We start from the raw sequence: 13563 nt of genomic DNA on the forward strand, positions 1-13563 counted from the left end.
GGTCACTGCCCCGTACTGCCCGCCGCGCCGGCGCCCTGTCTGGCCGGCGTGACCAGATACGGCCGCACGCTCTTGACGAGCATGGCCATCTCGTATCCGAGGACGGCGGCGTCGGCCTCCCGGCCCGCGAGGACCGCGAGACAGGTGCCGGAGCCGGCGGTGGAGACGAACAGCAGCGTGGAGTCCAGTTCGACCACGACCTGCCGGACCTCTCCGCCGTCGCCGAAGCGGGCGCCGGCGCTGCGGCCGAGCGAGTACAGACCGGACGCCAACGCCGCCATGTGGTCGGCCGCGTCGGGGTCGAGGCCGTGGACGGACTTCACGAGGCCGTCGGAGGAGAGCAGTACGGCGTTACGGGTGTAGGGGACCCGCTGGACCAGGCCGCTGAGCAGCCAGTCGAGATCCGAGGAATGGCCGTTCGGCGCATTGCTCGCCATGGTGCATCTACTCCTTGTGCGCGTCACCGGGACGCAGCGGTTCACGGGGGGCGGGCTGGGATTCTGCGAGGCCGATGCCGCGCTGGAACGCGGCCATGAGGCCCGGGTCGTGCAGGGCGTGCTCCTCGGGCCTGCGGGCCGCGGGCTCGTCGCGCAGCTGCGGGACGAGATGCTCCTGGGCGCGCCGCTTGGGGAGGACGGGCCTGCCGGGTGCTCCGGAGACCGGGGCCGGGGGGACCTCGGTCGCCGAGGCGTGGGGGGCGGTGCCGGAGCCGTGGCCGCCGGCGTGGGGGGACTGCGCGGGGACCCCGGGGGTGCCGGTCATCGCGCCGGTGGGGGTCGCGGGCCGCTGTACGGGGGGCGCGGCCTGCGCGGCGGGTGCCTGCGAGGACGGCTGGTGGGCCTGCGCGTGCGCCTGGGCCTGTGCCGGTACGGGGGCGGGTGCCGGCGCGGACGCGGGTGCCGGCGCGGCGGGGGCCTGCGGCATCGGGGCCGGTGCCGGGGCCGCGGCCGGGGCGGTGCGTTCCGGAGCCGCGGGTGCCGTCTGCCGCATGGGTGCCTGGCCGTCGAGCTCCCGGGCGTGCGCCTGTGCCTTCGCGGCGACCTGGGCCTGGGCCTGTGCGGCCTGACCCTCGCCCCGGGCGAGGCCCTCGGGGTCGGCGCCGAGCAGGCCCTGCGGCAGGACGAGCACGGCCTGCACGCCTCCGTAGATGTTCGACTGGAGCCGTACGGCGATGCCGTGGCGCCGGGCGAGGGCGGAGACGACGAAGAGCCCGATGCGGCCGTCCTGGAGCAGGTGCGCCACGTTGACCTGGTCGGGGTCGGAGAGCAGCGCGTTCATCTTGTTCTGCTCGGCGACGGGCATGCCGAGGCCGCGGTCCTCGACCTCGATGGCGAGGCCGGCCGTGACGTACTGGGCGCGCAGCAGCACGGTGGTGTGCGGCGCGGAGAACAGCGTCGCGTTCTCGACCAGTTCGGCGAGGAGGTGGATGACGTCGGCCACGGCATGGCCCCGGAGCGTACCGTCGATCGGCGGGACCAGCTTCACCCGCGGGTACTGCTCGACCTCGGCGATGGAGGAGCGCAGCACCTCGGTCATGGTGACCGGGTTCGACCACTGGCGGCGGGAGATGGCACCGCCGAGGACGGCGAGGTTCTCCGCGTGCCGGCGGATGCGGGTGGCCAGGTGGTCGACGTGGAACAGGCCCTTGAGCAGCTCGGGGTCCTCGACCTCGTTCTCCAGCTCGTCGAGGAGCTGGATCTCGCGGTGGACGAGGGACTGGAGCCGGCGGGCGAGGTTGACGAAGACTTCGACCTTCTGTTCGTTCCCGACGCTGCTGGACAGCTTGGAGGCCTGCACCACGGCGGTGACGGCGGCCTCGTGGGAGCGGGTCAGCTCCTGTGCCAGCAGGTCGAATTCGTCGCCGGAGGGGGAGCCGGCGGGCAGCGCGGGCCGGGGAGCCGGGCTCTCGCCCCTGCGCAACTGTTCGAGGATGGTCCGCAGTTCGCTCTGGCTGCGGGCGCTGGAGCGGCGCAGGGCGTTGGCGCGGTCCAGGACGGCCTTGGCGGCCCGGTCGGCACCGAGCGCGGCGGCGGTCACCGAGGCCACCGTGAGCGCCGCGGCGCCGGTGAGCGCGGCCCACAGGCCGGGCGTGAGGGCGGCGCCGGTGGAGCGGATCGTGAACAGCACGGCGGCGGCACCGCCGAGCGCCACGGCGACCGCGGGGAGAACGGAGGTACGCAGGAGTTGGGGGCGTATGCGGGCCTCGGTCGGAAGCGGCGCGGGGGACGGGGAGGAACCGGCACCGGTCGCGCCGACGGCGGAGCGGGTGCCTGACCGGCCGTGCCGCCCGCCCTCGCGGCGTTCGGACCGCGCGGCGGGTGCGCGAAGTTGAGACATGAGTGTCCTTGGTACGTGCCCAGGATTCGGCGTACTACGGGGGTGCACTACAGGGGGAGGTGTCCTACGTGGGTGTGATGAGCCTACCGATGATCACCAAGCAGCCACTGTAGTCGTCAACCGTTCATGTGCGGTGCGCAGTTGGCAAACTTACCCGTAGAGCGCCCCGGTCTGGTATCGCCCTTCGCACGACAGGCCGAGAAGGATTGGCCGAAACTCGCCTTACGGGAAGGTGCGGGAGCGGAGCGGAAGAGGGCGTACGCGGGCACGGGCCGCCTGGCTCCGCGGGCGTCGTCGCCGACCGGAATCCGTTGCAGGGGCGCACACCAGGGAGCGCGCCTCCGCTCCGGCGCACGCCACCCACGCCCTTCACACCGCCACTCCGGCGCGGACCGGCCTCCTCCGGATTCGCGTCCGCACAGGTGTGCGCACGGCGGGCCGACGGTGCGTCAGGAAGACGCGACGGGCGGGCGGCCGGCGGGCACGGGCACCCTTGGCCCGCCGGTGCGCCCACCCTCTCAGGAGGAACGGCCGCCGAAGGTGATGTCCCCGTGGAAGTCCCGGCCCTGGATCACCGTTCCCTGCGTACCGCCCGTGATCTGGTTCGTGACGTCCCCGGACCGCGCGGCGACCTCCGCGTTCGCCCGCCGCCGCCAGGTCTCCAGCGCGGTGGCGAAGTCCGGATCCTGCCGGGCGCGTTCGTTGAGCAGCGCGGCGAGTTGCGCGGCCCGTTCCTCGGTGCGCGGGGGCTCGGCCGTCATCGCCGGTTCGTCCTCGCCGGGACGGGTCCCCCTTCGGGTGACCAGATCGCGCAGGGACGCCCAGATCTGTTGCCCGGCCGCACCGGCCGTCCCCGAGGCGAGAGCCACGAGCAGTCCTGCCGTGATGGGTTCCACGCAAGCCCTCCAGTCGTTCGTGAAACGTGAACGTGCGCGTATGGGTATGGTGCCGCACGACGGTCTGCTGACGGGGTGCGCATGGCGACAGAACCGACCAAGGACCCGGACGGGCCGGAGACCCGCCGGCCGGTCTCGACGCACGTCTACAGCGGCAACGCCCAGGTCGTCGTCCAGGCACGCACGATCGTCGGCCAGCTCGTCTTCCCGGGCAGCGGAGCCAACGCCTGGCCGGCGGTGGCCGCCCACGCCGTCGCCCTCGCCCTGTCCGTCGCGACGGGACTGCTCGGCTGGCAGGCACTGGACCGCCTGGGCTCCCAGAAGCCGCCGGCGCTCACCTGGCTGCTGGCCGCGGGCGCCCTGCTCGGCCTGGCCGGCACCGCGCTGCAGCTACGCAGAGCCCGACGCAGATGGCGGGGTTATCGCGCCCTGGACGAGGAGTACCGGCTGAACTCGGCCGCCGCGCTGCTCGCCGCCACCACGGAGGCCGCCTGGAAACGGGAGGAGCAGGCCCGCCGGTTGTACGACCCCGCTCCGCTGCCGGTGCGCTGGCACTGGGTCGACCGCCCGCTCCCGGAACACGCGCCGGACGCGCGTGCCGAGCCCCTGGCGCCGGGCGGAAGCCTCGACGACGTCCGGCACGCCTTCAGGACGGCGTCGAACCGTCTGGTCGTGCTGGGCGGTGCCGGGGCCGGCAAGTCCGTCCTGGCCGCGCGCTTCGTGCTGGCCCACCTCCGGTACCGCAGGGACCACGCCCCCGGGGAGCCCGTCGCGGTCCTCCTGCCGCTGTCCTCCTGGAATCCGGCGACGACGCCCTTCGAGAGGTGGGTGGCCGCCCGGGTCGTCCAGACGTGCCCCTCGCTCGCCGATCTGGGCGATCCCGACACCGCGGTCAAGCTGTACCGCACGGGCAGGCTCCTGCTGGTCCTCGACGGCCTCGACGAGTTGCCCGAGGCCGCCCGCCCCGAGGTCATCGCCGCCCTCAACGAACGGCAGGGCGCGACCACCGGCCCCGTGCTGCTGACCAGCCGCCCCACGGAGTACCGGGATGCGACCCGGGCGGACGCGGGCTCCCTGCGCCCGTCCGCCACGATCGAGCTGGCGCCGCTGGAGGCGGAGGACCTCAGGGAGTTCCTCCCCCGCACCGTCGATCCGGTCCGCGACGGCGACGGCGAAGAGGGCGACTCGGACTGGACGACGGTCCTGGACGCCCCCGGAGAGCAGGGCGCGCTCCTCGGCGAGGTCCTGTCCACCCCGCTGATGGTCGCCCTCGCCCGCGCCGCCTACAGCGACACCGACGCCTCCCCGTCCGAACTGCTGCGGGAGGACGTCTTCCCCGACCGGGACGCCGTCGAGCACCACCTCCTCGACCAGTTCGTCACCGCCGTCTACCGCCGCGGCCCGGGCCCCGATCCGGCCACGGGTCGGCCCGGCCCGGAGTGGACCGCCGCCCAGGCCCGGGCGTGGCTGACCACGCTCGCCCGGCGCCTGCAGCGCCTGGGACTGCGCGAGATCGCCTGGTGGCGGCTGACCCCGGGCGTCCCCGAGGCCGCCCGCGCGGCGCTGGAGGTCCTCGCCCTGGCCCTCACCCTCGCGGTCACCGGCTGGCTGGTCCTCGGACAGCCGCCCCGGCCGGAGCGGCCTCCCCCGCCGTACGTCCTCGGCATCCAGGCCGCGGCGTGTCTGGCCGCGCTGCTGACCCGGCCGTTCGGGACCCCGGACACCGGGATCACGCCACGCCGGATCACCGTGCGCGGGCGGTGGCGGGAGTTCCTCGTACAAGGCGCGATCGCCGCGGCCGTGGTGCTGCCGCTCGGGCTGTCCCTGCACGTCACGCCCCTCGTCCTGGCCGGTCTGACGCTGCTGTTCGCGTCGCGCGCCTTCGTCGACCACGCCGTGGACGTCACCCGGGCCGGCAGCCCCTGGCAGCTGCTGCGCTCCGACCGCGCCTCGGTGCTGCTCCTCGGCCCGGTCCACGCGTTGCGCGGCGAGGGTCCGGCCGCGGTCCGCTCCTGGCTCCTCGCCTGGGCGGCCCTCGCCCCGCTGGTCGTCGTGACGGCCTGGCACCGCACCGGTGGCCAGGACGCGGTCGGTCCGGTGATCTGGACGGTCGCCGCGGTCGGCTCACTCGTGGCGCTGGCGCTGCTCGGCGTCGCCGCGTCGGCCTGGTGGGCCTTCACGGCCACCCGGGTCGCCCTCGCGACCACCGGCCGGCTGCCCTGGGCTCTCGGCGCCTTCCTGCAGGACGCCCACGACCGGGGCGTCCTGCGCCAGGCCGGCGGTGTCTACGAGTTCCGCCACGCCCGGCTCCAGGAGCGTCTCGCCGGCCGCCCCGCCCCGGAACCCGCCGAGCCCGGCCGCCCCCTGCTCCCGCCCTCGTGGGTCAACCTGTCCGCGGTGCCCGCCGCCCTGGCGATCCTGCTGGGCACGAGTTTCACGCCGGGCGCGCCGGGGCCGTACACGAGCGAGGGGCTGGACTGCCCGCCGCTGGACGTGCCGACGGGCTACGTCCTGAGGGCGACCGAGCGGGAGGACCCGGACCGGTACTCCTGTTCCTGGGAGGGTGAAACGGATACGGCCTCGGCGCCGCTGCTGGAGACGTCGGGCCCCCTCGCCGTCCCCGACAGCCGTTACGTGGGCTCCTACTTCCTCAACCTCTTCGTGGAGGTCGTGCGCCCCGAGACCTCCCGCAGCGCCGTGGAGGTGGCCTCCGAACTGTTCGGCCGCATGAGCGACGAGTGGGCGACGCACAGGGTCCACGGTATCGGTCAGGAGGCCGCCGTCTCGGGGCCCGGCACTCCGTCGTACGCCCTCGTCCGGGTCGAGAACGTCATCGTCTCGGTGCAGACCGGGGACCTGCGCCCGGTCTGCCTCGACACCACCGACGACGTCGCCCTCGCCCAGGCCGCGGCGGCCCTGCGCGCCTTGGAGATCTCCGACGACGAGCCGCCGGCCGACGCCTCTTCGACGCCCTGGTGCGAGGCTTCCCTCGACACGGACGAGCGGAACACTCCGCCCCCGACGCCCACGCCCACACCGAGCCCGGCCCCGGCCCCCTCCGATTCGCCCGAGGCGTCACCGGCTCCGACAGAGCTGCGGATCGACACCGACGGTGTCGAGCGGACCCACCACTGCCGCGGAGGAGCGGTGGAGATCTACGCCGACGAGGTCAGCCTGACCCTGACCGGCTCCTGCGACGGACTGTACATCCGGGGGGAGCAGAACTCGGTCTGGGTGCGGAAGGCCGACACGGTCCAGCTCACCGGCAGACGCAACATCGTGTGGTGCCAGGAACCCGCCTCCCAGGTGTACGACCTGTCGGGCGTCGCGTACGGCGAACCGCCGACCGGCATGCTCTTCGGGTGCAGGCCCTGAACGGGACGATCGAGCCGATGACGGCCGGGGATTGTCAGGGGACGTCGAGGTGCCTCCGTCGGCTTCGTCGGCTCGTACATGACCTCGGCCGCCGGGGCCCTCGACCGACTCGTCCTCCTCCGACGTCAGCGATCACCCGCCAGATCGAGATCGCGCTCCGGAGCCTCGGCGGGAGGCTGCGCCGGTGCCGGCCGGCGCCACGGGCGGGCGATGGGCCGGGAGATCCCGCGCCACCACGGCTCCCCCGGCAGCGTCCCGGTCGGCTCGAACGGCTCACCAGGACGAGGGAACGCCACCGCCTGCCCCGCCTCCTCCGCCACGTCCTTCGTCCACTCCCCCGGCTCCGCCCACGCGTGCGGGGCCAGGTTGAAGGTGCCCCAGTGGATCGGCAGCAGCACCCCGTGCGGGGCGCCGCCCTGGAGGTCGAGGTGCGCGCGCAGGCCCTCGGCGGGGGTCATGTGGATGTCCGGCCAGTACTCGGAGTAGGCCCCGATCTGGATCATGGTGACGTCGAAGGGGCCGTGGGCGGCGCCGATCTCCTGGAAGCCGGAGAAGTAGCCGGTGTCGCCGCTGTGATAGATCCGGTGCTCGGGGCCCTCGACGACCCAGGAGGCCCACAGGGTGTGCTGCTGGTTGCGCAGGCCACGGCCGCAGAAGTGGCGGGCGGGGGTCGCGGTCAGCCGCAGGTCGCCGACCTCGGCCGACTCGTTCCAGTCCAGCTCGCGCAGCCGGGAGGCGGGCACGCCCCAGCGCTCCAGGTGGGCGCCGACGCCGAGCGGGACCGCGAAGAGGGTGTCGGTGCCGGCCAGCGCGTTGATCGTGGGCAGGTCGAGGTGGTCGTAGTGGTCGTGCGAGATCACCACCACGTCGACCGGGCCGAGCGCGGCCAGCGGTACGGGGACGGGGTGGAGGCGACGGGGACCCGCGAAGGCGAAGGGCGAGCAGCGCTCGCCCCAGACCGGGTCGAAGAGCACCCGGTGTCCGTCGATCTCGGCGAGGACGCTGGAGTGCCCCATCCAGGTGATCCGCAGACCGTCGGCCGGCGGCCGGGCCAGGTCGGCGACGGTGGTCGGGTGCACGGGGATCGTGCCGCTGGGGGCCCGGCGCGCCCGCGCCTCCTTCTCGAAGTAGACCTTGGCGAACTCGACGGTCGAACCGGAGGGCCGGTGCCGGGCCTCCTGCGGGTTGCGGAAGACGCCGTCGGCGAAGTTCGGGGAACGGCGGATGCGCTCCAGGCGCTCCCCCGCTGGGTCGGCGCCGAAGGCCGCGGGGCGCAGCGCGCGCAGCCGTGCCCGCAGCGTGTGGTCGGAGCCAGTGCCGGTCACAGGACCTCCTGAAGTCGAGGGTCCCTTCATTATGAGCGGCCCGGTGCGGCGTCGGCGGCACGGACGGCCCTGCATGGACTGATCATGCCCTTGTCATGTGCTGTGTAGGGTCGGACCGTGGCGAGAGAGCGGTTGAGCGTGGCGGAGCGGCGGGAAGCGCTGCTGCGGGCTGCCGTCGTCCAGATCGAGGCCCGGGGGGCCACGGCCGTCCGGATCGCCGACGTGGCCGCCGAGCTCGGGGTGAGCAACGCCCTGGTGCTCTACCACTTCGAGACCAAGGAACAGCTGGTCGCGGCGGCCTTCGCGCACGCGGCCGAGGAGGACCTGGCCCGGCTGCGCACCCTGCTCGGCCGGCGCACCACCGCGGTACGGCGCTTGCGGGCGGCCGTCCGCTGGTACGCCCCGACCGGCCAGGCCAAGGGCTGGCGCCTCTGGATCGAGAGCTGGGCGGCCGCCCTGCGTGAACCGGCCCTCCGCGAGGTCGCCGCCTCGCTGGACCGGGCCTGGAAGACGGAACTCGCCTCGGTGATCGCCGAGGGCACGGCGGCCGGCGAGTTCGCCTGCGCCGACCCGAACGCCGCGGCCTGGCGCCTCACCGCCTTCCTCGACGGCCTCGCCGTCCAGATGACCTGCTACCCCGGCGCCCTCCCCCGCGCCACGATGCTGGACTGGGCGGACACGGCCCTCGCCCGCGAGCTCGGCCTGCCGTCGGTGTCCGACAGGAGGCGGAGGCGCGGGCGAGAGGGCGGGACGGACGGGGACGCAGGCGCGTAGGGCGGGCGTGGGCGCGGGCCGGCGTGCCGGGTGCGGGCGCGGCCCCGCATGCCGGGTGCGGCACGTAGGCCAGGCGTGGGCGCGTAGGCCGGGCGTAGGCGCGGCCCCGCCTGCCGGGTGCGGACGCGTAGGCCGGGCGTAGGCGCGGCCCCGCCTGCCGGGTGCGGGCACGTAGGCCGGGCGTAGGCGCGGCCCCGCCTGCCGGGTGCGGGCACGTAGGCCAGGCGTAGGCGCGGCCCCGCCTGCCGGGTGCGGGCACGTAGGCCAGGCGTAGGCGCGTAGGCCGGGCGTGGGCGCGGCCCCGCCTGCCGGGTGCGGGAGCGTGGGCCGGCACCAAAACCGTACGGGCCGGGGCCGGGGCGGCTTTCGGACCGCGCAGGCCCAGGGCGGGCGGCTCAACCGTCGCGGGGCCGGGCGGCTCCCCGACCGTGCGGGCCCAGCCGGCGCCTCGCCGCGCGGGCCCCGGGCGGCTCCCCGCCGCACCGGCCCCGGACGGCACACCGACCGCACTCGCCCCGGGCCGCCCCCACCCCCGGCCGACAGCACCGCGTCCGCCGCGGTCACACCAGTTCGTAGACCGCCGTCACCGTCACGTGCTCCTCGATCTCGCCCGGTGCGAGCGGCACGCCCTCGCCGCCGTCGGCGGGGGCGCTGGGGACGGCTCCCGGGGCGGGGCGGACGGCTTCGCCCTCCGTGAGGGACACCAGTCGCCCGAGCCGGTGACCGCTGAGGCGGGCGTGCTGGGCGGCCTTCTGGTGGGCGTCGCGGTAGGCCGCCTCGCGGGCCCTGGCGCGCAGCGCGGTGGGGTCGGCCACGTCGAAGACGACGCCGTTGATCCGGCCCGCGTCCCCGGTGGCCTCGCTGACGGCGCCGACGATCTGACCGGTCCTGTCGATGTCGCGGACCTTCACGGAGAAGCCCTGTCCGGCCTGGTAGCCGGTCACCTTGCTCTCGCCTCCGCCGGTCTGCGCGTACACCGGCGACAGGGACAGGCTCTCGGTGCGGATGTCCCGGTCGGCGACGCCCTGTTCCCGCAGCGCGGCGAGGAGCGCCTTGGCCGCCGTGCTCTGGGCGGCCATCGCCTCCTTGGCGGTCTTGCGGGTGGCCTCGACGCCGACCGAGACCACGGCCACGTCGGGCGCGGCGGCGGCCCGGCCGCTGCCGCTGACCGTCACGGTGGCCGGTGTGGCCGGCCGTACGGCGGCGGGCGCCGTGGTGGCAGCGGGGGCGGCGGCGAACACGGGCGCGGCTGCGGCGCCGGCGAGCAGCAGCCCGCCGAGCGCGGCGCCCGCGGCGAGGGCGAGGGCTCCGGGACGGGCTCCGACGGGGTGACGGGACGTCATGGGCGGTCCTTTCGGCGGTGGTTGCCGTGGCGGGTGCCATGGCGGGTGCCGTGTGCGGCGCGGACATCCCACCAGCCGCCCCCGGCGGCGCCTCCGCGCCACTCCTGGGCGGGACCGATCCTTCACCTCTCCGTACCACCGGTGCCCGGGCCCGCACCCTGTTCGTCGCCGACGAGGTCCAGTCCGGAATGGCCCGTACCGGCGCGACCCGCGCCGCCCCGGCGCCCCCGCCCCCTACAGCGGCATCAGATCCGGACGCTTGGCCGCCACGTGGTCGCCCGAGCTCTCCCCGCGCAGGCGCCGGCCGATCCAGGGGACGAGGTACTCCTTCGCCCAGTGGATGTCGTCCTTGCGGACCTCCAGGGTGCCGCGCGCCGGCAGGGGCGGCCAGGGCTGCTCCGGGTCGGCCGGTACGGGCAGGCCGAGGACCTGGGCGGCGCGCATCGCGACGCGGGTGTGGCCCTCGGGTGACAGGTGGAGCCGGTCCTCGTCCCAGGCGCGGCGGTCCTGGACGGACCTGAGCGACCACAGGTCGAGGACGGGGCAGCCGTAGCGGTCGGCGATGGCCCGGACGTGCCCGTTGTACGTGGCGATCTTGCCGCGCAGGTGCTTGAGGAGGGGCACGTCGCGGGTGTCGAAGCCGGTCGTCACCATGACGGTGCCGACGGCGGACGTCAGGTCGGCGACGGCGCGCTCGAAGCGTTCGGCGACGTCGTCGGGGTCGGTGCCGGGGCGGATGATGTCGTTGCCGCCGGCGCAGAAGGTCACGAGGTCGGGGGCGAGTTCCTTCGCCCGCGGGACCTGTTCCGCGACGATCTGGTCGAGAAGGCGCCCCCGTACCGCCAGGTTGGCGTAGCGGAAGTCGTGCTCCGGCAGCTGGTCGGCGAGGAGGACCGCGAACCGGTCCGCCCAGCCGACGTAGGTCCCGTCGGGCCCGGGGTCTCCGACGCCCTCGGTGAAGCTGTCACCGATCGCCGCGTACGACCCGAATGCGTTCATGTCTCTTGATGTCGAATCGTCTGCCACGGGAGCACATCATTCCCCTCCGGGTGTGACCTACGCGACCGTAAGGAGGGGTTGACGCAGGGTGACATATGCCACCGATAAAGATTGTCCCAAGCCGGAATACGCCGGGGCCCGGCACGTGGTGTGCCGGGCCCCGGGCGGACGCGCTGTCGGACGGCGTGTCAGATGCCCACGCCGTGCTGGCGCAGGTAGGCCAGCGGGTCGATGTCGGAGCCGTAGCCCGGACCGGTGCGGATCTCGAAGTGCAGGTGCGGGCCGGTGGAGTTGCCGGTCGAGCCGGACAGGCCGATCTGCTGGCCGCCGCTCACGGACTGACCGGTGGAGACGGACAGCGAGGAGAGGTGGGCGTACTGCGAGTAGGTGCCGTCGGCGTGCCGGATGACGACCTCGTTGCCGTAGGCGCCGCTCCAGCCGGCGGAGTGGACGGTGCCGGCGCCGACCGCGCGGACGGTGGTGCCGGAGGAGGCGATGAAGTCGACACCGGTGTGGTAGCCGGAGGACCACATGGAGCCCGAGGCGCGGTACGGGGTGGAGATGCCGCCGCTGACGGGGGCGACCCAGCCGGACGACGACGAGGAAGAGGAGGAAGAAGAGGAGGAGGAGGACGAGGAGGCGGCCGTGGACGCCGAGGCGGAGGTGCCCGCGTCCGAGGAGCGCTCGCTGCCACGGGAGGCGCGCTGCCCGTCACCGGAGGACTTCGCGGGGCTCTTCGCCTTGGAGGCGGCCTTCGCGGGGGCCTTGGGCGCGGCGGCCGGGGCCTTGGCGGGGGACGTGCCGCCGAGGGTGAGCTCCATGCCGGGCAGGATGAGCGAGGGGTTGCCGCCGATCACCTGACGGTTGTCGCGGTAGAGCTTCTGCCAGCCGCCGGCGAGGTCGTGCTCGTCGGCGATCTTGGACAGGTAGTCGCCGCGGACGACGGTGTACGTCGTGGGGGCGGCCTTCTTGGTCGCCGCGGCCGGGGCCTTGGCGGGGGCCGCGGCGGCGACGGCCTGCTGCGGAGCGGCGGCCGGCGCCGCCTGCTCGGCGGCGTGCGCGCCGGTGGCGCCGATGAGCGGGAGGGCGACGACGGCGCCTCCGGCGCCGGCGGCCACGAATCCACGGGTGATCGGGTTGGCCTTGGGACGGCGGTGCTTACCCTTCGCGGGCATGGCGAATTCCTCTCCGTCGCCTGCGAGGTGAGCTGTCGGGTTCGGACTGGAGATGTCCGGCCGCGTGGTCGCGCGGCTTCACCCCGAGCCGTCCTTCGTCGAGGGATCGGCGTAGTACCTGGGTCCCCCGCTCCTGCCTTGTACGGGTGGGTGCGGATTCCGGGCGGTGGCAGGATTCGGCGGTCCGTCCGGATTGAGCGCGACGCTAGACGAGGGGAGCCGACGGGAACAAGCCACTGTTTTCGCCAGGGCCGTGATCCCGTGATATCCGACCGGAATTCCGGTCACCCTCCGTCGATGACGGTCCCTCGATTTCCCTTTCCACAAGGGAATTTGGAAAAGACGATCAGGCACGGTCCGTCACGTTTATGACGCTGCTCACGCCCGGATCCTCATCTCCCCTGCAACCAGGGCGCGTTATACCTAAACCCTCAATTCGGACAGAACGCCTATTCCTGCCCGAGGGGGTGCGTGCGGGGCCTCCCACCTGGATGATTGCCCCGGGAACCGATCTCGAGACCAGGAGCAACCGTGACGCAAGCGACGACCGAGCCCGAGCTCACCGGCGTACGCAACTTCCGCGATGTGGGCGGACTGCCGACCGTGGACGGCCGGACCGTGCGCCCCGGACGGCTCTTCCGCAGCGGACACCTGGCGCACGCCACCGCCGAGGATGCCGCCTTCCTCGCCGGCCTGGGCCTGCACACGGTCTTCGACTTCCGCAACGAGGCGGACCGGCGCGTGGAGGGGCCGGACGTGGAGCTGCCGGGTGTGCGGAACGTGAACATACCCCTGAGCGACCCGGCCGACGGCAAGGAGTTCTGGGCGCTCGTCCGCTCGGGTGACCTCGCCCAGCTGCGCGAGCTGCTCGGTGACGGCAAGGCCGCGGCCCGGATGTCCGCTTCGTACCGGAAGATGATGGTCGAGCGGACCGCCGAGCACAGCCGGATCCTGCACGCGATGGCCGAGGACAGCGTCCCCGCGCTGATGCACTGTGCCGCCGGCAAGGACCGGGCCGGTCTGTCGATCGCGGTGTCGCTGCTGGCGGTGGGCGTCGAGCGCGACGCCATCGAGGAGGACTACCTGAAGTCGAACGCGCCGCACCGCCGCTACAAGGTGCAGCGCAGCTCCACCGCCCCGGACGGCATGTCGCCGGAGGTGATGGAGCTGCTGAGCCCGCTGTTCGACGCGCGGGCGGAGTATCTGCGGGCCGCCTTCGAGACGATCGACGCGACCTGGGGCTCGGTGGACGCCTACCTCACGGAGGGACTGCGGCTCTCCCCGCAGACCCGGGAGCTGCTGCGCGAGCGGTTGCTCGACCAGGGGTGAGGGCGGGCGG

General features: G+C 74.2%; 10 protein-coding genes and 1 riboswitch. Of the genes, 3 read left to right on the forward strand and 7 right to left on the reverse strand.

What is annotated here, in order from left to right:
* Positions 1–2: 2 nt before the first annotated feature.
* The 3 genes from ABTZ91_RS09065 to ABTZ91_RS09075 form a co-directional block, all read right to left on the reverse strand.
* The gene (locus ABTZ91_RS09065) at positions 3–437 is read right to left on the reverse strand and encodes a roadblock/LC7 domain-containing protein (RefSeq protein ID WP_352076480.1); all 435 of its coding nucleotides are present in this window, start codon (positions 435–437) and stop codon (positions 3–5) included.
* Between the two features lie 7 nt (positions 438–444).
* Positions 445–2337 carry an ATP-binding protein gene (locus tag ABTZ91_RS09070; RefSeq protein ID WP_352076481.1) on the reverse strand — a complete coding sequence of 631 codons (1893 nt, stop codon included), beginning with the start codon at positions 2335–2337 and terminating at the stop codon, positions 445–447.
* 518 nt (positions 2338–2855) lie between these two features.
* The gene (locus ABTZ91_RS09075; protein ID WP_352076482.1) at positions 2856–3233 is read right to left on the reverse strand and encodes a hypothetical protein; all 378 of its coding nucleotides are present in this window, start codon (positions 3231–3233) and stop codon (positions 2856–2858) included.
* Between the two features lie 81 nt (positions 3234–3314).
* Between ABTZ91_RS09075 and ABTZ91_RS09080 the strand changes: the two genes are divergently transcribed.
* Complete coding sequence (locus tag ABTZ91_RS09080) at positions 3315–6608, forward strand: NACHT domain-containing protein (RefSeq protein WP_352076483.1); 3294 nt, start codon at positions 3315–3317, stop codon at positions 6606–6608.
* A gap of 125 nt (positions 6609–6733) precedes the next feature.
* Here the strand turns inward: ABTZ91_RS09080 and ABTZ91_RS09085 are convergent, their stop codons facing one another.
* Positions 6734–7933: an MBL fold metallo-hydrolase gene (locus tag ABTZ91_RS09085; protein WP_352076484.1), complete on the reverse strand. Its 1200-nt coding sequence runs from the start codon at positions 7931–7933 to the stop codon at positions 6734–6736.
* Between the two features lie 117 nt (positions 7934–8050).
* Between ABTZ91_RS09085 and ABTZ91_RS09090 the strand changes: the two genes are divergently transcribed.
* Positions 8051–8707 (forward strand): TetR/AcrR family transcriptional regulator, encoded by a 657-nt coding sequence (locus ABTZ91_RS09090; RefSeq protein WP_352076485.1) that lies wholly within the window; start codon positions 8051–8053, stop codon positions 8705–8707.
* Positions 8708–9267: 560 nt separating this feature from the next.
* Here ABTZ91_RS09090 and ABTZ91_RS09095 read toward each other — a convergent pair.
* From ABTZ91_RS09095 to ABTZ91_RS09105, 3 genes are all read right to left on the reverse strand, one after another.
* The gene (locus tag ABTZ91_RS09095) at positions 9268–10050 is read right to left on the reverse strand and encodes an SIMPL domain-containing protein (RefSeq protein WP_352076486.1); all 783 of its coding nucleotides are present in this window, start codon (positions 10048–10050) and stop codon (positions 9268–9270) included.
* Between the two features lie 234 nt (positions 10051–10284).
* A complete protein-coding gene (locus tag ABTZ91_RS09100; protein ID WP_352076487.1) occupies positions 10285–11049 on the reverse strand; it encodes an SGNH/GDSL hydrolase family protein in 765 nt (254 codons plus the stop codon).
* A 188-nt stretch (positions 11050–11237) separates the two neighbouring features.
* Positions 11238–12224 carry a LysM peptidoglycan-binding domain-containing M23 family metallopeptidase gene (locus tag ABTZ91_RS09105; protein WP_352076488.1) on the reverse strand — a complete coding sequence of 329 codons (987 nt, stop codon included), beginning with the start codon at positions 12222–12224 and terminating at the stop codon, positions 11238–11240.
* Between the two features lie 4 nt (positions 12225–12228).
* Positions 12229–12383: riboswitch (cyclic di-AMP (ydaO/yuaA leader) on the reverse strand.
* 372 nt (positions 12384–12755) lie between these two features.
* Here ABTZ91_RS09105 and ABTZ91_RS09110 point away from each other — a divergent pair.
* The gene (locus ABTZ91_RS09110; protein ID WP_352076489.1) at positions 12756–13553 is read left to right on the forward strand and encodes a tyrosine-protein phosphatase; all 798 of its coding nucleotides are present in this window, start codon (positions 12756–12758) and stop codon (positions 13551–13553) included.
* Positions 13554–13563: the final 10 nt, after the last annotated feature.

The organism is Streptomyces sp. NPDC126499, from assembly GCF_040302485.1.
Lineage (GTDB): Bacteria > Actinomycetota > Actinomycetes > Streptomycetales > Streptomycetaceae > Streptomyces.